16 protein-coding genes and 2 pseudogenes are annotated in these 21471 nt (G+C 35.1%); 11 read left to right on the plus strand and 7 right to left on the minus strand.

Features of this window, described 5'->3' with window-relative positions; all coding sequences use genetic code 11:
* Positions 1-50 precede the first annotated feature (50 nt).
* Entirely contained in the window at positions 51-668 is a 618-nt protein-coding gene (locus tag OPR46_RS04370; protein WP_246165642.1) for a hypothetical protein, read from the plus strand.
* A 229-nt stretch (positions 669-897) separates the two neighbouring features.
* On the opposite strand, the pseudogene OPR46_RS07025 reads toward OPR46_RS04370, so the two are convergent.
* Positions 898-1822 (minus strand): annotated as a pseudogene (locus OPR46_RS07025) (IS5 family transposase).
* Between the two features lie 33 nt (positions 1823-1855).
* Here OPR46_RS07025 and OPR46_RS04385 point away from each other — a divergent pair.
* A complete protein-coding gene (locus OPR46_RS04385; RefSeq protein ID WP_153296794.1) occupies positions 1856-1996 on the plus strand; it encodes a hypothetical protein in 141 nt (46 codons plus the stop codon).
* 56 nt (positions 1997-2052) lie between these two features.
* On the opposite strand, the gene nusB is transcribed toward OPR46_RS04385, so the two are convergent.
* From nusB to yidC, 3 genes are read right to left on the minus strand one after another with little or no spacing between them, the layout of a single operon-like run.
* On the minus strand, positions 2053-2535 hold the full coding sequence (gene nusB / locus OPR46_RS04390) for a transcription antitermination factor NusB (RefSeq protein WP_007549265.1): 483 nt from the start codon (positions 2533-2535) through the stop codon (positions 2053-2055).
* Positions 2535-2963 carry a 6,7-dimethyl-8-ribityllumazine synthase gene (locus OPR46_RS04395; RefSeq protein WP_006279647.1) on the minus strand — a complete coding sequence of 143 codons (429 nt, stop codon included), beginning with the start codon at positions 2961-2963 and terminating at the stop codon, positions 2535-2537. Before OPR46_RS04395 ends, nusB begins: the two co-directional genes overlap by 1 nt.
* Entirely contained in the window at positions 2941-4650 is a 1710-nt protein-coding gene (gene yidC, locus OPR46_RS04400) for a membrane protein insertase YidC (protein ID WP_265042948.1), read from the minus strand. The genes OPR46_RS04395 and yidC overlap by 23 nt, the downstream gene beginning before the upstream one ends.
* Positions 4651-4784: 134 nt before the next feature.
* Between yidC and OPR46_RS04405 the strand changes: the two genes are divergently transcribed.
* Positions 4785-5300 carry a TIGR02281 family clan AA aspartic protease gene (locus tag OPR46_RS04405; protein ID WP_265042949.1) on the plus strand — a complete coding sequence of 172 codons (516 nt, stop codon included), beginning with the start codon at positions 4785-4787 and terminating at the stop codon, positions 5298-5300.
* A 6-nt stretch (positions 5301-5306) separates the two neighbouring features.
* On the opposite strand, the gene secF is transcribed toward OPR46_RS04405, so the two are convergent.
* From secF to OPR46_RS04420, 3 genes are all read right to left on the minus strand, one after another.
* A complete protein-coding gene (gene secF / locus OPR46_RS04410; protein WP_010082185.1) occupies positions 5307-6182 on the minus strand; it encodes a protein translocase subunit SecF in 876 nt (291 codons plus the stop codon).
* Positions 6183-6382: 200 nt separating this feature from the next.
* On the minus strand, positions 6383-8473 hold the full coding sequence (locus OPR46_RS04415) for a hypothetical protein (protein WP_265042950.1): 2091 nt from the start codon (positions 8471-8473) through the stop codon (positions 6383-6385).
* Between the two features lie 173 nt (positions 8474-8646).
* Positions 8647-10710, minus strand: coding sequence for a cytochrome c-type biogenesis CcmF C-terminal domain-containing protein (locus tag OPR46_RS04420; RefSeq protein WP_458694309.1), 2064 nt, complete (start codon positions 10708-10710; stop codon positions 8647-8649).
* On the opposite strand from OPR46_RS04420, the gene OPR46_RS04425 reads away from it, so the two are divergent.
* From OPR46_RS04425 to OPR46_RS04460, 8 genes and pseudogenes are all read left to right on the plus strand, one after another.
* Complete coding sequence (locus OPR46_RS04425; RefSeq protein ID WP_022626229.1) at positions 10631-10819, plus strand: hypothetical protein; 189 nt, start codon at positions 10631-10633, stop codon at positions 10817-10819. The genes OPR46_RS04420 and OPR46_RS04425 overlap by 80 nt on opposite strands.
* 80 nt (positions 10820-10899) lie before the next feature.
* Entirely contained in the window at positions 10900-12141 is a 1242-nt protein-coding gene (locus tag OPR46_RS04430; protein ID WP_265042952.1) for a hypothetical protein, read from the plus strand.
* A gap of 122 nt (positions 12142-12263) precedes the next feature.
* Positions 12264-13589 (plus strand): dihydroorotase, encoded by a 1326-nt coding sequence (locus OPR46_RS04435; RefSeq protein WP_265042954.1) that lies wholly within the window; start codon positions 12264-12266, stop codon positions 13587-13589.
* A gap of 198 nt (positions 13590-13787) precedes the next feature.
* Positions 13788-14972 carry a dicarboxylate/amino acid:cation symporter gene (locus OPR46_RS04440; protein ID WP_265042956.1) on the plus strand — a complete coding sequence of 395 codons (1185 nt, stop codon included), beginning with the start codon at positions 13788-13790 and terminating at the stop codon, positions 14970-14972.
* Between the two features lie 3 nt (positions 14973-14975).
* On the plus strand, positions 14976-15572 hold the full coding sequence (gene pyrE, locus OPR46_RS04445; RefSeq protein ID WP_265042959.1) for an orotate phosphoribosyltransferase: 597 nt from the start codon (positions 14976-14978) through the stop codon (positions 15570-15572).
* A gap of 97 nt (positions 15573-15669) precedes the next feature.
* Positions 15670-17499: a translational GTPase TypA gene (gene typA, locus OPR46_RS04450; protein ID WP_265042961.1), complete on the plus strand. Its 1830-nt coding sequence runs from the start codon at positions 15670-15672 to the stop codon at positions 17497-17499.
* A gap of 62 nt (positions 17500-17561) precedes the next feature.
* Positions 17562-17807 (plus strand): annotated as a pseudogene (locus tag OPR46_RS06560) (PD-(D/E)XK nuclease family transposase); the annotation flags it as partial.
* 1001 nt (positions 17808-18808) lie between these two features.
* Entirely contained in the window at positions 18809-21466 is a 2658-nt protein-coding gene (locus tag OPR46_RS04460) for an ATP-dependent Clp protease ATP-binding subunit (RefSeq protein WP_265042966.1), read from the plus strand.
* Positions 21467-21471 lie beyond the last annotated feature (5 nt).

Below are 21471 nucleotides of genomic sequence, written 5' to 3' on the forward strand. Positions count from 1 at the left end.
CTTTTATACACAATTTAAGCATATTAATATTTTATTAAATGAAGTCGTTTATGCTAACTTTCAAAAATCATTGTGGCCAGCTCCACAAAGCAAACACTGTATTTGTTGCATTTACTGCTATATACGTTATAGGTGGATTAGCAATACTTTCAACACCGCTTTGGAGGCCTTCAACTTGCAAGCTAGCAGCTTTTGCAGCTACACCACTTGGAATGGGCGTTTTAGCATTTGTTGCTGCTGCGCTGACTTATTTAGCAATATATGCTATCAGCAAAAATAACGAAATATCTGAGTTGAAAGCTCTGAAGGTTATTAAGGATGGGTTACTAGTAACAAAAGACGCATTTAGGGAAATTGCAAGGAATAACCAAGTTAAAGATGAAGAAGGTCAGGTAGAAAAGGATAAACATTATATAGACTTCAGCTTAGAAGGCAAGAACTACCGTATTATTGTTGATATTAATCAGTTTACCAATAAGCTAGGCAATACTTCACTCTTCGAGATAGATTCACTAGAAGTGAAAAACAAAGAAGGTAAGTTCGAGACAGTAGATAAAACAGAATGGAATAAAACATTAGGTTTAGAAAAAGAGGGTGCTAAAGAGGTTAACACTTATTTAGGCTCGCTTATTGTTGAACAAGTTGCTTCTCAACAACAGACAGTATAGCCAAGTGAAATAAAAGAGGTAGATTAAGTCTGCCTCTTTGTTTTTTTTGATTTTTAGTGTTACGCGCATAACTGCATGGATGTTGCGATTCTCAAGGCAACGTATCTGTTTAGATGCATGGCTAATGCTGAAACAAAAATTCCAGTGTTCCCTTTCTTGTCATCCAAGTAGCTGACACTGGGATGGCTTTGTTGCATCACACTTTATGAGATGGTGATTTATGGTAAATTCATGTAACTGTCTCAAATTTAGCCATACCAATATCAGTGAATTTATTAAGCAAATAGCATTTGATTAGCAGTTCTTTTTCTCGATTTATCTCAGATTTATTCCTAAAACTAAATCCGAATATTTGCTTTAATCTTGAGAAAAACCCTTCAATATAAGATCTTTTCCCATAATTTACTTCTTTTTTCCATTCTTTCATGCCATCTTCACCGTATAATTTTATTAACCTAATAGCAGCATTCCTGTCAGACATATAATCTATTTCTGGATGTTCTGCCGCATTGTTTATTGGTGGAATTTTTGTCTTTATATCATATTCGTTACACAACTTATAAAACTTGTGCCTATCACATGCTCTATCTGCATATAGTGCTTTTATGGCATGCTGAAAATCAACTTCTTTTAGCAAATCACAAGCTCCATAGTGATCAGCCGTTACTGTATTTTACAGCTATGGCTTTTTTGTTGTTTATATTCAACATTACGTGCAATTTTCTCGTTTGCTCATAGCCACGATATTTTCTGTCAGTGCTATTTTCCTTACTGTGTGTTGTTGTATATACTAATTCCTGTACTGTCTATAGCAATTTCGATATCTTCCATATTATTTTCTGCAATCATTGATCTTAATATTAAGTTTTTTTTGATGCTTGTGAATAGCTGATAACTGCCAAACCTCTTCCTATTTGTTGCAAATACCCTTTTATAAACCCGACTGTTTGTCTTAAACCAATTCTAAAGAAACTGACGATTATATGCACCAAAATCACAACTTTATCACTATAAATATAGTTGCCGCCCTGCATTTTTGGACAATTCTCGTACCAATTTTCTATGGCGTCATTGATATAACAAAAAATGCTTCCTCTTTCTTGGAGAAATTTGTTATATTCATGGCAGTTACTGACTCTCATTTTTTGTGGCATATTTTTTCTTCAACAGTTAAATGGCTATTTATAATGAATTTTGTCAGTAACTGCCAGTTCTTTTCACTTGAGCGATGCAACAAAGCCCACTGGGATCCAGAAAATTTGATCGTGTACTATACAACATTTTCGATTAAAAGCTGGATTCCAGTGTCAAGCACTGGGATCTGGTAGACAATGTTCATACAGCAGCTACTCGGATGACACCTTGTGCTTGCTGGCTATAATTGCTAAGGATTTTTATTTAATTTAACTGCATCTTTTGCCTTATCCAATAACCCATTAATAAAACCAATTTCGCTTGGTTTATCAAGTAAATCAGATGCAATGTTAGTATATTCATTAATGACAACTGGAACTGGCGTATCACAATTAGCTAACTCACATATTGCAACACGCAAAATAGATAAGCTTATAAGATTTAACCGTGAAAGGGACCAACTTGGGTGTAAATAAGACTCTATTATTTTATCATATTCTTCACTGCTTTTTATAACCTTATATAACAAGTTTTCTAAGAACTGATGTTCAAATTCTTCACATTCAAATATATCTTTCAACTTATTTATGTAGTCCTTAAGCTCACAATTTTCCAGTTTAAAAGTGCTTTTGTTGTAACCTACGAAAATATTTGAATAAGCAATTTGTACAGCAAGAAATCTTGCCGTGCTTCTTTTTATGCGCCACTTTTTATCTACTGGTTTTTCCTCCATTATTTTAATTTATTGTGTAAATCTATCATACGCAAAACAGTTGAGGCTGCATGGCCACCAACGTTCTTTTTGTTTTTATCAGCTCTAACTAGTGCTTTATCTTTGCTGTCAGCGGTAATTACACCCATACCAAGGGGTATTGCATAATGCATAACAACCTCATTTAAGCCTTCAATTACTCCTTTACAAACATATTGATAATGATCGGTTTCACCGCGAATTACGCACCCAAGAGCTAAATAACCATCATAATTAGTATGCCCACTCTTGACTGCAAAAAGAATTGTAGCTGGTATCTCAAATGTACCAGGAACCTCAACTACATCGTAACTGGCATTACTGCCTTTTAATTTATCAATTGCACCTTCAAGCAAAAGGTTCGCTATTTCAGTATAATAAATCGAATTAACTATTAGTATTCTCGACATTTACTACCACTTTTTTTGTTAAAAAAAACTTTATTAATGACTGTTGAATTAGAGTTATAATATTACTAAATATCCAATATATTAACAGGCCGGCAGGAAAAGAAGAAAAAATAAAGACAGAAATGTAAGGTAAAAACTTCATAACATTTACTTGAATATCATCTTTACTGGTTTGATCTTTCTCACTTAGCTTCTGCTGAATTATCATGGTGGCACCGAAAATTATAGGTAAAATGCCTATAGAAATAGGAAAGTTATAATTAAACAACCCAAATAATGTAAAGATGTTCGTTGGGTCAGGAGCTGAAAGATCCTTAATCCATAAAAAAAAAGGAGCATGCCTCATCTCTATAGTAACAAATAATACTTTATATAGAGCAAAAAATACCGGTATTTGTATTAGCATGGGAAAAATGCTCGACATTGGATTTACGTTGTTTCTCTTAAACAATGCAATTGTCTCTTTATGCTGCTTTAAGCTGTCATTTTTATACAACTCTTTTATACGAGTTAATTCAGGCTGCAGGCTTTTTACCTTAAACATCGAAATATATGATCTATTAGATAAGGAAAGCATCAAAAGTTTGATTACTAAAGTCAGCAATAATATTGCTAAGCCAAAATTTTTTAAAACGAAGTTAAAATATTCAAGCAGTAAAAACACTGGTTTAGTTATAAAGTAAAGAACACCAAAATCTACAGCTTTATCAAACAGGGGTATATTGAGAGTGTCCTTATAAGAATCCAGTAAATTCAACTTTTTTGCTCCAGCAAAAAAATAATTCACATTAGAAACGCTTGCACCAGGCAGTATGCTCTTGTAAGGTTTGACAAAATCTACTTGGAATTTATCAGTATTATTAACGTTTGTGTGTTTAATGCTTACATTTATTTTATCAGATTTTTCAGGTATGATGGCTGTGAGCCAGTATTTATCAGCAAAACCAAACCAATTTTTTTCACTCGTGCTTGCTTTTATTAAATGTTTTTTGGAAATATCCTTATATGTCCACTCCTCTAGTTTATTATCAAATGCACCCAGTACTCCTTCATGGGATATCCAATAAGATTCGTTGATATTGTCACGTTTACGGTTAATTTTACCATAAGGAACCAAAACTACATTATCCTTTGTATTATTTTCAACAACTTGCTCAACTTTAAACATGTAATTATCGTCGAGGTTAATTTTCATTCTAAATAAAATGCCATTCTCATTGTCCCAAGATAAATTGACCTCTTTTTGATTAAGTTTATCTGCTCGCCAGACTGCTTTAGAATCTGGAACTTTAATCTTGTTACTCGGATCGAGCCACCCAAATTCTGCAAAATATACATCTTTTGATTCTGCAGGTGACAGTAACACCACTTGTGGAGAAGAAGAACTCGGTTCTAAGTGGTAATTAGTTAAAATTAAGTCATCAAACCTTGCACCTTTCAGAGAAATTGATCCTTTAATCATGTTATTGGTTAAACTAACCCTCTGTTCTCGAGTAGAATTAATAATTTCAGAACGATTTTGGTATATTATAGGAGCAAGGTCGTTAAAAGATTCGATATGTTCAATATTTTCAATCAATGGCTGGTTTTGGTTTGTACTAAAAAAATTATCATAAATAATACGCCAAGACACCATGATTAACATGGAAAGGATAGCTGCCAAAATTAAACTTTTTGCTTCTGACATGAAATTAAATCAAACATATCTTCTTAAAGTGTATACTAAATATTGTACTAAAACAATGAAATTTACTTATTTTTAATAATAACTTTTAACGCTGATCTTTAAAATTTATTTTAATAGCTTCAAATTTTAACAATATGAACGCGGTGAAAAATCTAGTTATTTGGTTGCTAATAATAGCCACTACTGCAATGCTTATTGATTCACAAAGGGACAAACTAAGCGACAGATTTCTCAGTACTTTTTTACCATATAAAGGAAGAATTCAAAATAGCGGTCAGAATAGTGGAAGTATTGAATTTACGAAGTCATATGATGGACACTTTTATATTCAGGCTCAAGTCAATGATCGCAATATAACGTTTTTGCTTGATACTGGAGCAACCGATATTGTTCTATCACAAAAAGACGCATTACATGTTGGTATTAACTTACAAAATGTTCAGGATTTTAAAATATATGAAACTGCGAAAGGTCAAATAAAAGCTGGAATGGTTCAAATACCTCAAGTTAAAATAGGAAATTTTTTGATTAATGATGTACAGGCAAGCGTTAACACTCATTATATGTCTCATTCACTACTTGGAATGAGCTTTTTAAGGTATTTTCATTTCACTATAAGAGATAATAAGTTGATATTATACCGCGACTAAACACTTCTACAATCTACTTATCAAAGCTCTGTAGGTCAATATAGGAGCAGAAATAAATATTGCAGAACAAGTGCCAATCAAAATACCAAAAAAAATGATCAAGCTGAAGTCTCTCACTGCATCTGTGCAGATTAATACCAAAGGAAGAGCAGCAAGAAGGGTTGTACCAGAAGTTAATATAGTGCGAAATAATGTAGCGTTGATACTTGCATCTACTACCTCACTCATCCGCCCACTTTTACCACTCCTGCGATACTCTCGAATCCGATCATATATAATTACTGAGTTATTGATTGAATAACCAATGACAGTAAGGAGAGCTGCAACTGATGAAATATTAAACTCAATGCCAGTTAGGCTAATAAAACCAACAGTTAAAATCACGTCATGAATCAGTGCTGTTATTCCACTGAATCCACATTGCCAATTAAATCTAAACCAAACGTAAAAAAATATTCCAACAATCGCGATCAACATGGATAACATTCCTTCAAATATTTGTGTTGAGCTTATTTGTGGGCCAACATAGTCTATTTTACGATAGCTTATTGAGCTCCCCAGCTTTTCTTCTAGTATGCTTTTTATCTTTTTGATTTTATCTTCATCTCCTTCATCTTTAAAACGCATGACTAAATTATCACCCGCTTTTGAACTCTGCACTGTAAAACCATTTTCTTTTAATGCATCGAGAATAGAGTGATTCTCATCTGAAGATTTTATCTCTATCAAAATTCCGCCTGCAAAGTCTATGCCTAAGTTCACTCCACGCAGCACAACAGTGAATATTGAAAAGATGATAAGAATAATGCTAATTAATGCAGTCAAATCCCTATATTTACTAAACTTGATATCGAGGTTGTCTGGAATGAGTCTAAGTGCCATTCTATTTACTTAAACTTGAATTTTATATACTTTTCAAAAAATTCACTAGTTTATTCTGTGATTGTTTGATTATGTCAATTTTTCCATCAGTTAATTCTTGTCTGTCAATTAAGTTCTATCTAGTGCAAACTTTGCAATTTTGAAGTACATTACAAGAGCAAAATACCGCCAATTTGGCCCATCATTTTATCTCTGCAAGCTTATCCCCCCCTTGCTATGTTAGCAACGGAACCTAAGCTAGGTTCCTTCATAGCAGTGTTAGATACACTGCCATATCTTTCAAAACTTTCATGCTCTATAGCTTCCTCAACACTTTTTCCTCCTAAAAGACAGTTTTCCCCTAAACTTTTTCCCCTATTTTTTAACTCATTAAACCTTGCTCTGTTTTCCCCATCAATCTCCACTTTTATTTTATTGCTGCCTTTCTCACTAGGACTTAGATAAATACTTATCTCTCCTACCTCAGTAGTAAAAGACATTTCAATACCACCTTTTGAGACATCCATGTAATTTCTTTTTCCCCCTATTTCTTCTACATTTTCAACTCTTACTATACTTTCTCCAATTTTGAGTATGCCAACTCTTAAATTTAAGTCTTTGGCTTTTTCATTGTTTAGGATTTCTGCAACTTCAACAATACTATCTTGCGAGTATTCTATACAAAAATACCCATTATCCTTGTCTACTCCCAATACATTTTGAGTCTGCTTGCTTTTGTTTACAATACTTTCATATGCTAAATTATTAAGTCCTAAAATATTTTTATTCCTTTGACTTAAAATCTCTTTTTCTCTGTAAATACAATCTACATAATCATCGTACCTCTCTTTAGTAAATTTATTTAAAGTTGCACCCTCCGATATTACTTGTAATATCTTTTTCTCCTCTAGAAGTCTAGAATTCTCAGTAGAATCGACCCAATATAGTTCTTGTGTTGTATTAATTATACGGTCTACAAAGGACTCGCCGTCTTTATATGGAAAAGTGAACATAATTCCTTGTTCCAGTGCTTGGCTTATAACTTCATCAAGTCTCCCTTTCAACTTCCCAATATCATCTTCTTCACATTCACCAGCTTCATCTGAATTACTAAGGATTTTATCCATTTCTTGCCAAATACTTTCATACTTTTCCTTTTCTGCTTTATTCAGTTCTATTTGGGCTAAAGAAAAAGAATCTTTTTTTATTATGTTTGTGTTTTCATCATGAAAACTCAGATGACTGTAGCGTTTACCACAATCTGTATCATAATGACCAACATCATTATCACCACAGTCCGAACTATCTTCTGAGTTCCCATCACTATCTGACCAATTGTCAACTTTCGGAGATTCTGAGCTTTTCTGTTCACCTTCAAAAGTCTGATTACTACCGCCAGCGCCCTTTGTCAAATTTTCTTTACTTTCACAAGAATCACCTAAAGAATAGCCTTGACCCTCTTCTTGATCTGAAGCACTTAATTTGCTACAAGTCGCTTGACTATAATCATTGAAGTTATAACCTAAACCATTACTACCATGCTGTAAAGGATCGCTTTTAAAAATTTGTGGATTATTACTTCCGTTTGGCAAATTACCTGATAAACCAGTCTGATGATTATTTTCACCTACCCAACCATCAGTTGTTGTTGGAGTACATACATTTCCTGTATATTTTTGGTTATTTTGTGCTTCTATTTTCCTCTTCCTGTACAACGGTTCAAACTGATCAATTTCAATCGATCGTACTCGTTTCCTTGAAGGAAAGTCCTCTGGAATCTGATCCTCATCGTCAGAATTGTGACCTGAATCACAAATTACATGATCATTGCAGGTAGAATTATGCTCTTGACTAATCAAGGAAAGCTGAATTAGATTGCTAAAAACAATATTATCTAGCCATACTGGATCAATACTTTCAAAAATTTGTGGATTATTACTTCCGTTTGGCAAATTACCTGATAAACCAGTCTGATGATTATTTTCACCTACCCAACCATCAGTTGGTGTGGGAATGCATATTCCTGTATATCTTTGGCTATCAAGAGAATCATTAGTTAATTGTACTGCTGTATAAGTTGTCCGGTCATCCTCATCATCGGAACTAATACCTGAACCATGGCCATCACCTTCTTCTGAATCTGAATCACCTGACCTATGATTATTACTGTTATCACTTGTACAAGAATCATCGGAGTGCTGTAGAGGAGTTTGTGCATTACTTTCAAGATTTTGATGCCAATCGCTGTAAGGCTCCTTAAAATCGAAAGCAGTGCGTATAGCTTTTTCCTTGCCTGATACCCCATCATTCATATTGTATAACCATTATTCACTAACCCCTTAGTGAATATCGCAATATATAGGTCTGTCAATAAAAAAATATAACTTTCTTTGGTTCTAACCTTTGCAAATCAGTATCTATAGCCCGGTAATTTCTCATATATTGCACTCTGGACCTAGGAGCGTTGTTAATAAATCCACGACAGCTAGACAACCTTCGCCCGTTTACTAAAAGGAAAAGCAGCAAAGAGCGAACCAAAAGCGATAAGAAAGGATCCAAGCCAGATTATAGACATTCCAGGTTTATAGTGCACTTTAGCTGCGATTTTGCTCTTACTCTTATCAATTTCTCCAATTACAACATAAATATCAGAAAATAAATTGTGGTAGATACTGCTTTCAACATTTTTCTGACCTTCCGCAAGGTAAAATCTATATTCAGGAGTTACTTCACCCAATATCTTGTTATTCAGCAAATTCCTGATATCCATTGTACCCCTCACTGCATGGAAATTTTTTTCTTTTATTAGCTCAATATTTCGTAAAGTAACTTTAAATTTATTGACTGTTATGCTATCCCCTATTTTTAAGTAATTTTCTTTTTTCTCCTGCCAACCAACTGAATAAGCTATACCAAGCACTAGAATTGCCACTCCAGCATGAGCTGCAATCATTGCATAGTAGGATTTAGAAACTTTTCTTGCTAATAAAATTGATTCACCAAATGCTACCTTAAATAAACAAATTCTTTTACTGTATGCTTCTAAAACAAAGACTAATAATGCTATGGAGATAGTAATTGATAGCACAATTATTAGCTCCATGTGAAAAATAAACGGCAAAATAGCTGCAGCACTACAAAATGAAAATCTATATTCACGGAATATTGGCAATAGACTATTTCCCTGCCAACTGCAGTATTGCCCAATTATCGTGAGGGCTAGAATAGCCAGTGCAATAGGATTAAATAAAGAATTGTAATATGGTTCTCCAACTAAAATTAATTCACCGGTTAAATATTCGAGCACTGTAGGGTATAAAGTGCCAACGAACACAATGAAAAAGGCAGTGATGAATAATAAATTGTTCATCAGCATCATTGTAAGGCGTGAAAAGAATCTTCTATCCTCTGTCACTTGAGTAGCAGGTTTCTTTTCAGATTCCAGTGTCAAGCATTGGAATGACATCGCAGACGTGTGATTTTTTCTCGTAAATACTACAAATATTACTAAGCTACTGACTGTAATTACACCAAGTAGAGCTAATATATACAGTCCATACCTTGGATCATCTGCAAACGTGTGCACTGAGGTGAGTATTCCTGAGCGGACTAGAAATGTTCCAGTCACACTCAATATAAAAGTTGTAAGCGTAAGTAAAATAGCAAAGTTCTTTAAAACATTGAAATTCCGTACCACGAGCAACAAATGTGTCAGCGCTACTGCAATTAGCCACGGCATCAAAGAAACGTTTTCCACTGGATCCCAAAACCAAAATCCACCCCACCCAAGTTCGCGATATGCCCACCAGCTACCCAAACTGATGCCCAAAGTGAGCAGCGACCAAGAAATAAGTACCCAAGGCCTGACAATTTTAGCCCAAACATTTCCTTCAACTTTTGCAATTAATCCAGCTATAGAGAGCGAAAAAGGAACGCTAAACCCAAGGTACCCCAAATATAATATCGGTGGATGAATAGCAAGGCCTATATCTTGCAATATCGGATTAAAACCCAGTCCATCTGTTTCAATGCCTGGCATTTTAGTGAAGGGGCTGGATTCAAGTAAAGTGAACAGTAAAAAACAAAAGCAAATCAAGCCTTGGGTGATAAGAGATATTTTTTTTAATTTACTACCATTAGTTCGTTCTGGTGTCATTCCAGTGCTTGACACTGGAACCCAGTTTTTATTATACTGCCATTTGATGTACTCATTTGCAATTAAATTGTCTGGATCCAAGTAGTCAAGCACTGGGATGACAGAAGGTATATAAATATCCATTAGTAATAAATACATGGTGAGCACTAAGGTCCAAAGCAACATAGATCCTTCTTTATTTCCCCAAACACCACAAATCTTGTAGATCAAAGGTTTTGTTGTGTGTGAGTGGTAGTATACGTTTTCAAGTGAAAAATCATTTGTAATGTGGCAGTAGATCAAAATAGCCATTGATGTTGATACACAAAAAAATATGGCAGTGGTAATAAACCGACAAGAACTAAGCGGTAAAAACAAATATGTCAAAGACAATAAGCAGGCTAGCAATAGCAATATATTCCCAAGTTCAGGCATAAAAAATTATAGTTTTTATATAAACAATATTACTGATGATAAGTTAGAAGTTAAAGTGTTAATTGATGCTAGCATAATGCTCCCGTAGTTAGCTGTGCTAGTATTAATTAAAAATTAAATATTAAATCTTTATACTTTTATAGATAGCGTTAATATTGAGGTAACATTGTGGGTACAACTAAGATTAGTAAATTTCCATTCAATATAAAAGGTAAAGTGGCAAAACAACATGCCGAACCAATAATCGAAAAAAATCTCTATACTATTTTAGGATTCAAAGATATAGAAGATTTTGAAAATAAGACAAGTAAACTTGTTAATAAAAAAGTTTGGCAATCATTTGTTGACTGCTTTGCAAAAGAAATAGATTATGCAGCAACCGAAGAAGTTGTAAAAAACATCGTTTGTAACATTGCAAAGAGTGATCAAGGTAATGCTTTTACCAAAACTGAACATCTCATATTAAATGAAAAGCAAGATAATAAAAAGAGAGAAAAAGCGATTAGAAAAGCTATTAGTATTTTGAGAAAAATCAATCCAGAAAAAGCCTTTAATGAACTTTCAGTAATAAAAAAACAAGCTGAAGATTTTTTACAAACCGATTTTTGTAAAGCACAGAGTAAATCACTTCAAGGATTTGCTCCCTCTGGTGGACAGCTCTTTGCGGAAACTCTGAAATATATAGAAACACTAGAAAGATTATCCGAAGTAAAAAAAGAAGGGCTAGTTAGAGATTTCTTGTTAAATCATGTTAGTTTATTGAATAAAAAGTATCCTAAATCACAAGGTAAAAGGGAAGATGCTATAACAATACTATCAAATGATGAGTTGAAGAATTTTTACAATAAAGGTGTAAAAGAAGGAATGTTACAACCAATGGCATCTTACAAAGGATGCAGAAACCTGTATGACAAAATGAACCAGATAAAAAATGAATCCAAAAGTATAATTAAAAGAGAAGAACGGGAAGAAAATTTAAAGAAAATAGATAAGTCGATAATCAGCGCAATTAATGACATAAAAAAACATAGAGAAGCAATCCTTAACTGTAAAGACTTTCAAAATTCTTACATAAAAGAGAAAAAAGAACATCCATTTAGAGGCAACGCATGTCAAAAAATGATTGATATATATCAAGAGAGAATTGTTGGATATCAGGAGAAAATTCGTCAAAACTTAAACCAAATAAAAGCGATATTAAAAAGTGCGCCGCAAGAAATGGATGATGTGGAAGAATTCGAGGAAATAATTGATGATATACATGAAGCAAAGCAGTGTGATGAAATTTTTGATTCAGCTTTAATTTGTTTATCGAACATACAGAATGAGCTAGATATTCAGCTGGAAAATCCTTCAACAGAACTCAGAGCTTCACACATTAACGTTAAAACTGAGCTAACTAGGTTATAAGAACCAAATCTTTAGGATAATGAAAGCACTTTAATTCAAGACAGCTCTTAGTCTGTGTTTTAATTTGGTTGTGTTTTATTAAAAAAACTTTAGATTTATTTTATAATCGATACTCAAATATAATGACTCAAACTTGGGATTTGTTGCAAACAGGGCAAAAGGAAGGCTATAAAATTGCGTATACTAATGCTCGTATTATCGACCCGGAAACTAAACTTGATATAAAAGGTTCATTATTGACTGAAGGGGATAAAATTGTTGACTTTGGTGAATCATTATTTTCAACAAGTGGAGTTGATGAAACAATAGACTGTAAAGGGCTTGTTCTAATGCCAGGCCTTATTGACATTCACGTACATTTTCGTGAACCAGGCCAGGAACATAAAGAAACTATATATACAGGCAGCAAATCTGCAGCTGCGGGGGGAGTTACAACTGTAGTTTGTCAGCCAAACACTGTTCCAGCAATTGATAGCGTTATTTTGGCTAAATATTTGAAATATAGAGCACTTGAAACTTCACATGTAAACGTTGAATTTTACGCTAAAATCACCACTTCGGAAGAACACCTGACTGAAATGGCACTTTTAAAGGAAGCAGGTGCGGTTGGGTTCACCGATGATGGCATGCCAGTTATGAACCCAATGATTATGAGACAGGCGCTGCTTTATTCAAGTATGCTGAATGTTCCTATTGCTCAACATGCAGAAGATTTAAATTTATCAGCAGGTGGTGCAATCAACGAAGGTAAAATTTCTGAAGAATTGGGAGTAAAGGGGATCTTAAGTGCGTCAGAATCGGTTATGGTAAGTCGCGATATACTGCTCATGAAAGATATGGAGAATGTGCACTACCATATTTTACATGTCTCTTCAAAAGATTCACTTGATGCTATTAAACGTGCAAAAGATTTGGGATTAAATGTTACGTGCGAAGTAACCCCTCATCACTTCACTTTGACTGAAGATATAGTAAAACAACATGGGGCAATTGCAAAAATGAACCCGCCACTTCGCACTGAAGAAGATCGTTTAGCTATGATTGAAGGTTTAAAGACAGGTGTGATTGACTGCATTGCAACCGATCACGCTCCGCATGATCGTAGTTCTAAAGATCTACCACTTGAAAATGCTGCATTTGGTATTGTTGGTCTTGAAACAATGCTACCCCTTTCACTTGAACTCTATCACAGTGGGCAAATGGGTCTACTTGATGTGCTTGCAAAATTGACATATAAGCCTGCAGATATAATACACATACCACGTGGTCGTATACAAAAAAACCTTGCTGCAGACTTAATTTTAGTTGACCTCAATTATGAATGGGAAATTAAAACTGACAACTTTGCTAGTAAATCAAAGAATTCTCCTTTCGATGGTCGCAAAGTAAAAGGACACGTAGTACGTACTGTTGTGTCCGGCAAAACTATATACTCGCAGAAGAGTTAGTTATCATATCTTATCTATTCCAATTTGTTATCACCAGAATGGGCTAAGTGCACCTAAATTTAAATTAAGAAATCTTACACTGTCTCCGAATAAACACATCCTCTTATCTTTCCCTAATCTGTAAAGTTATTTTGTCTATCAATCTGATTCCAAAACAGCAAAATTATTGTATAATGTTACTTTGAAGTTTTATTTTCAATGCACAAGTTTGCAATACTTTTTTCTATACTGCTTGCAATAGTTGCTTACTACCTAAACAATGAAATCATATTTGAAATAGCAAAGCTATTTAGTGATATCTTTATCAGCTTGCTCAAATTAATAAGCTTACCTCTGGTTTTTTTATCCATAGTTTCCACAATTTGCGGGCTCAAAGACTCAATTGAAATCAAAGTCTTAGTTAAGAAAACACTATTTTATACTCTGCTTACAACTATTATAGCTGCGTTTGTTGCATTATCGTTTTATTTGTTAATAGATCCAGCAAGAAAAAATTTCATAAGTAATACAATAGGGAGTATTAACAGCAATAACCACAGTTATTTTTCATATTTAAAATCACTCATTCCTTCTAATTTTGTGCAAGTTTTTCTTGAAAATAATATGATTGGTAGCATATTAATCGCTTTTTTGATGGGTGGAGCTATTGTTTCACTTTCAAAAGAAAAGCAGGATATATTATATCAAGTATTCTCTGCACTTTTTGATACGCTACTTAAAATTGCTCAAGGGTTATTAAAATTTATTCCGCTTGCTGTTTGGTCTTTTATTACATGTTTTTTGCATGAATTAAAAGGCGGTAGTGAGTTCTACAATCTTTTATGGTATTTTGTTTGCATAATGTCTGCAAATTTTGTGCAGGCATTTCTGATTTTACCGCTATTTATGTGGTATAAAGGCATATCACCAATTCAAACGCTGAAAGGGGTTATGCCAGCACTCACACTTGCGTTTTTTTCTAAATCATCCAGTGCAACATTGCCAACAACTATAGAATGTGTGCAGAACAAGCTAAAGGTGCCAAAGAAATTATCGTCTTTTATTTTACCAATATGCACAACAATTAACATGAATGCATGTGCTGCATTTATACTAATCACTGTAATGTTTGTTGCAGAAATGAACGGATACGTATTTTCCTTAAGCGAAATGTTGATATGGATTTTTTTAGCTACAGGGGCTGCAATTGGTAACGCTGGAGTGCCGATGGGGTGCTATTTTATGGCAACCAGTTATCTCATGTCGATGAATGTTCCTCTGCATATTATGGGACTGATTTTGCCTATTTATACAATCATCGATATGTTTGAAACTGCAATAAATGTGTGGTCTGATGTTTGTATCACTCAGATAATTAATAAAGAATGTAATAGTGAAACTTAAAAAATGATATTAGACGAAAATAACCTAATAATAAAAGAATTTAAAGAAGCAGAAGCAATTTTGCATGGGCATTTTGTTTTATCATCCGGGCTGCATAGTGACACATACATACAGTGTGCGAAGATTTTTAAAAATCCAAGCAGAGCCATGAAAGTTTGCGCATTATTAGCAGATAAAATAAAAAAAGAATTAAATAGCTCCATAGATTTAATATTATCTCCTGCAATTGGTGGAATAATTGTGGGTTATGAGATTGGCAGGCAGCTTGGAATAAAGACAATGTTTTGCGAGCGCGTTAATGGTAAGTTTGAATTACGCCGTGGATTTAAGATCAAAAAGGGTGAGAAAATATTGCTCATTGAAGATGTAATAACCACAGGTAAATCTTCACTTGAAGCAGTGGAATGTGCAGAAGGGGAAGGAGGTAAAGTTGTTGCTGAAGCTTCTTTGATAAAGAGAAATAGTGAAACGAAACTGCCTTTTCCTGTCATATCTTTGATTGAACTGAACATCAAAAACTACAGCGAGGAAGAACTTCCAAGTGAATTAAAACAACTACCCATAACAAAACCTGGAAGTAGGGAATATTTAACAAAATAATCCTATAACATCTTGGAAACACAGCACAGCTTTAGTTATTTACTCTAAGTGTATTTTATGTATACTTATTACTAAATTAATTTTGAAATGATAGAAAATGAACGAATTTAAATCGATCCGAAATATAGCAATAATCGCACACGTTGACCACGGTAAAACTACTTTGCTTGATAACATGTTAAAACAAAGTGGCACGTTCCGCGAGAATCAAGAAGTTCAAGAGCGAGTTATGGATAGTGGCGACCAAGAACGTGAGCGCGGGATTACAATACTTGCAAAATGCACATCAATAATGTGGGGTGATGAAAAAATCAATATTATTGATACGCCAGGGCACGCAGACTTTGGTGGAGAAGTAGAAAGGGTATTGTGCATGGCAGATGGTGTGTTGCTGCTGGTTGATGCTGCAGAAGGTCCCATGCCACAAACTAAATTTGTGTTGTCAAAAGCACTAAAAGCAAATCTGAAGCCAATTGTAATAATCAATAAGGTCGACCGACCAGACAGCAGAATTGATGAAGTATTAAATGAAATATATGAGTTATTTTTTAACCTTGATGCAACCAACGAGCAGCTAGATTTTCCAGTGTTGTATGCTTCAGGTAGAAATGGCTGGTGTGCTAAGGAGCTTTCTGATGAAAGAAAAGATTTAAGCCCATTATTTTCAACGGTTATAGATTATATAAAACCTTCTGTTTATAATCAAAATGCACCTTTTGCTATGTTGGTCACTCTACTTGAGTCTGATAAGTTTCTTGGCAGAATATTGACAGGAAAGGTTTATCAGGGCATTGCAAAAGTCAACTCAGATCTTAAGGTGCTTGACCTCGATGGTAAAGTAATTGAACGAGGAAGATTAACTAAGTTGCTCTCATTTTCTGGCTTGAAACGCATTCCAGTAGAACAAGCTGTGGCGGGAGACATAATTGCAATTGCAGGACTTGAGGAAGCTTCAGTTTCAGACACTATAGCAGCACCAGAGGTTACAACTGCAGTAAGCTCAACTCCAGTTGATCCGCCGACAATGGCGATTACTCTAAGCGTTAATGATTCGCCTTTTGCTGGACAAGAAGGTACAAAGCTTACCTCAACTGCTATAAAGGATCGCTTATACGCGGAGGCAGAAACAAATGTTGCAATTACTTTGACTTTGGCACCAAGCGGTGAAGCGTTTGAAGTAGGTGGACGTGGTGAGCTACAGCTTGGGGTGTTAATTGAAAATATGAGGAGAGAAGGTTTTGAGCTTTCGGTATCACGCCCTCGAGTGCTATTTAAGGAAGAAGATGGCAAAAAACTTGAACCTATAGAGGAAGTAGTAATTGATGTAGATGATGAATATAGTGGAATCATCATGGAAAAACTCAGCTTCCGAAAAGGTGAAGTGACTGACATGAGACCTTCTGGTAATGGCAGGACAAGATTAACGTTTTTAGTGCCATCAAGAGGATTAATTGGTTATCAAGGAGAGTTTTTAACTGATTCTCGGGGTACGGGCATAATCAACCGTTTATTTCACAGTTATGCTCCACATAGAGGTCCAATTTCTGGAAGGCGCAATGGAGTTTTAATTTCCACTGATAAGGGTGAAGCAGTAGCATACGCAATTTTCAATTTGCAAGATAGGGGAATTATGTTTATTAAGCCACAGGATAAGGTATATTGTGGCATGGTTGTCGGCCAGCATAGCCGTGACAATGATTTGGAGATAAATGTGTTAAAGGGTAAGCAATTAACAAACGTAAGAGCTTCAGGTAGTGATGAAGCTATAAAGCTCACTCCACCAAAGATAATGACACTGGAGGATATGATAGCGTATATAGATGATGATGAATTGGTGGAAGTAACTCCAAAATCTATACGTTTACGCAAGAAATTCCTTGATCCAAATGAACGTAAGCGTGCAGGAAGGGCAAAGAATAAGGAGTAATCAGAGGTTGAACATTTGCGAAAAATAGTGTATAATTATTCGTCTTCTAATTGTATTTAATTATGGCCTTTTCGAAATTTCTCGATCCAAAAAACAATTTCGCGTTCAAGAGAATATTTGGCACTGAGAAAAATAAAGATATTCTCATTCGCTTTCTCAATGATATATTGGGCTTCGCTGGCAAAGATGAAATAGAAGAAATAGAATTTCTCAGCACTATCATGGATGCTGAGATTGCCTCTAAAAAACAAAGTATTGTTGATGTTTTCTGTACTGATTCTGCTGGAACCCAGCTAATTATTGAAATGGTGCGACCTGAAGGTCTTCGGTCATATTGTTTAAAAGGAGAGGAATTCCTTCAGAAAGAAACTAAAAGAGTTCTAAAACTTATTAAACCAGATGTTTTGCCATCTGAGTCTACGCATCAGTGCGAATCGGGTAACCGGTTGGTGCCAAGCGATGCGGACAATGAACCTCCTCTTGAAAAAGAAGATGCTCAATCGTGAAAGGAGCATAAACTACAAGCATCATGTGGTTGGAGAGCTAGGCTTAGTGGTATGGTGAACGTAAGTGAAGCTTCATAAGTATCGTAACGATTAAAGAGCTAAAGATGCTGATAAGCTCCGACCAAAAGGTAATGTGACATTTTTCATTTCTGGATGTACGCAAATCACCGGTATAGAGAAGTCACCTAACCCACTGTTGTATGACAGAAGGAACAGGGTAAGCCTGTATTTCCGCCTATATGGCAAGCAAACCGCAAGGAACGCTGATGAAAATGCAGGTAAAGGATAATGGAGAAAGCGAATGCCATTTTGTAACGAAATATATAGAATTTGTAACATTAATTCGCGTGAAAACGAGCAGATTTCCATTTGGCCCCTCGTGACAAGAAACTTTGTTAACCACTTGAGGTAGAGAAGCAGATGACCTTACCCACAGAAATGATGAAGAAATTAGGAATATTTTTTACAAAAAGGACAATACTAACAAAAGAACTTTATTCTATTTAAAATATAAGGTTACAATAAATTTTCCTGTCATCTCCAAATAAATTACATTAACTTAGTATTGTATATTGTTAATAACTTAAATAATACAACCATTTTCAGCAACAAAAACCAAAGGTCTTGAGATACAAGATATAGCTCTTTTTACAATAATCCGAACAGACCGTAATATGCTACTGGCCTGCTATAGCCATAAACACATATCTTATCGCATTCGGACTATTATAAGAAAGGCTATAGGTTTAAATTTATGAAATCAGTTGTTATATATATCAGCAAATACGAATTTAACTGGTGTTATGGACTTAAATAAATTTACCGAAAAAGCAAAAAGTCTAATTCAAAGTGCTCAAATGAAAGCGTTGGGAGCTGGGCATCAGATTTTTATGCCTGAGCATTTACTAAAAGTGATGCTTGAAGATGAATCAGGTTTAGTTCAGGATTTGATAAACGCTTGTGGTGGAAATGTGCAGAGTATTTCCGATGCTGTGGATAGTGCAATAAGAAAGTTGCCAGTAATTGAAGGTCCAGGAAGTGGTGGCCTTCAACTTTCAAGAGAAATAGCAAAAGTTTTTGAAGATTCAATTGGTATTGCAAAGAGAAATAAAGATTCATTTGTTGCTGTCGAGCGTTTACTGCAGGGCCTCACTGCACAAAAAGATGATACTGTAGGCAAAATTCTGGCAGAGAATGGTGTGACTCCACAAAAACTGAACTCAGTTGTTGCAGAAATGAGAAAGGGCAGCAGTGCGGACTCGCCAAACAGTGAGGAAAAATTAAACGCAGCAAAGAAATATACAAAAGATGTTACAGAGCTTGCTATGCAAGGAAAGCTTGATCCTGTCATTGGTCGTGATGAAGAGATCAGAAGAACTATGCAGGTATCACTGAGGCGGACAAAAAATAATCCAGTGCTGATCGGTGAACCTGGTGTTGGAAAAACTGCAATAGTTGAGGGGCTTGCAAATAGAATTGTTGCAAACGATGTACCACTTGGTTTGCATGATGCAAAGGTCTTAGCTTTGGATCTTGGAGCACTAATTGCTGGCACTAAGTTTAGAGGAGAGTTTGAGGAAAGGTTAAAAGCAGTGATTAATGAGATTTCGAGAGCGGAGGGAAAAATTATATTATTCATCGATGAATTGCACACTTTAGTTGGAGCAGGAGCAACAAGTGGTGCAATGGATGCCTCGAATCTGCTGAAGCCTGCTCTTGCGCGTGGAGAAATTCGCTGTATAGGAGCCACAACTTTAGATGAATATCGTCAGCATATAGAAAAAGATCCTGCACTTGCAAGGCGTTTTCAGCCTGTGTTTATCTCTCAACCAACTGAAACTGATACCATTTCAATACTCAGGGGTTTGAAGGAAAGATATGAGGTGCATCATGGTATAAGAATTACAGATGGTGCAATAATTGCTGCTGCGACGTTGTCCAATAGATATATAACAGATAGGTTTTTACCTGATAAAGCAATTGATTTGATTGATGAAGCAGCAAGCAGGGTGAGAATTGAAATGGATAGCAAGCCTGAAGTTATTGATGAACTTGAGAGAAAGGTTATACAGCTAAAGATTGAAGCAGAGGCTTTAAAAAAAGAAAGTGATGAAAATTCTAAACAGCGTTTAAAAAAGATAAATGAAGAGATCGAAAATCTAAACAGTAAATTTGCTGACTTGAACAGCAAATGGCAGATGGAAAAGAATAAAATAGCTAGAATACAAGAAACAGCCGAAAAATTAGATAACGCTAGAAAAGAGTTGGAATTAGTTCAGCGTAGTTGGAATTTGGGAAGAGCAGGAGAGCTGATGTATGGTGTGATTCCTCAGCTTGAGAATGAATTAAAAAATCAGGAAAAGGTTACTGATAGTTTCTTAAAGAAAGAAGTGACTGGAGATGATATTGCAAACATTGTTTCAAAGTGGACAGGAATTCCAGTTGATAACATGATGCACAGCGAAAAGGAAAAACTTCTTAACATGGAGAATGAAATAGGAAAAAGAGTAATAGGGCAAAAAGGCTCGATAGAAGCAATAAGTAATGCAGTTAGGCGCTCTCGCTCTGGTGTGCAAGATACTAATCGACCTTTCGGTTCATTTTTATTCTTAGGCCCAACCGGGGTTGGTAAAACGGAACTGGCAAAAGCCCTTGCTGAATTTCTGTTTGACGATCAATCAGCGCTTTTGCGTTTTGATATGTCAGAATATATGGAAAAACATTCTGTTTCAAAGCTAATTGGCGCGCCTCCAGGGTATGTTGGCTATGAACAAGGTGGCAGATTAACTGAAGCGGTAAGAAGAAGGCCATATCAGGTTATTCTGTTTGATGAAATCGAGAAAGCAAATCCAGATATATTTAATCTATTGCTGCAAATCTTGGATGAGGGTAGACTCACTGATAGTCATGGCAAATTAATTGATTTTCGCAATACCATACTGATTTTAACTTCTAACCTTGGCGCTGAGATAATGCTTAAAGGAGCAAAAGAAAATAGCTCTCTTGAAAAGCCCTCTGTCATCCCAGTGCTTGACACTGGGATCCAGGAAAAAAAGTGGATTCCAGCGTCACGCACTGGAATGACACCAGAGAGATCAAATGAAGTAATGCAAATAGTTAAATCAACATTTCGTCCAGAATTTTTAAACAGGCTGGATGAAATTATTATATTTCACAGTTTAACCAGAGATGACATTTATAAAATTATAGATGTTCAATTTTCTTATTTACAAAAAACACTTGCTAAGCGTAAACTGAGTATAAGTTTGTTACAGGAAGCTAAAGAACTAATAGCACAAGCTGGCTATGACCCTGAATATGGAGCAAGGCCCCTAAAAAGGGTTATACAAGAGTATATTCAAAATAATTTAGCTAAATTAGTTTTATCAGGGGAAGTAGTAGAAAATGATGAGCTAATAGTGTACGCTCTTAATAATGAAATCTTAGTTAAAAAGGTTTAAGTTCA

It is taken from the genome of Wolbachia endosymbiont (group A) of Scambus nigricans, from assembly GCF_947251485.1.
Taxonomy (GTDB): domain Bacteria; phylum Pseudomonadota; class Alphaproteobacteria; order Rickettsiales; family Anaplasmataceae; genus Wolbachia; species Wolbachia pipientis.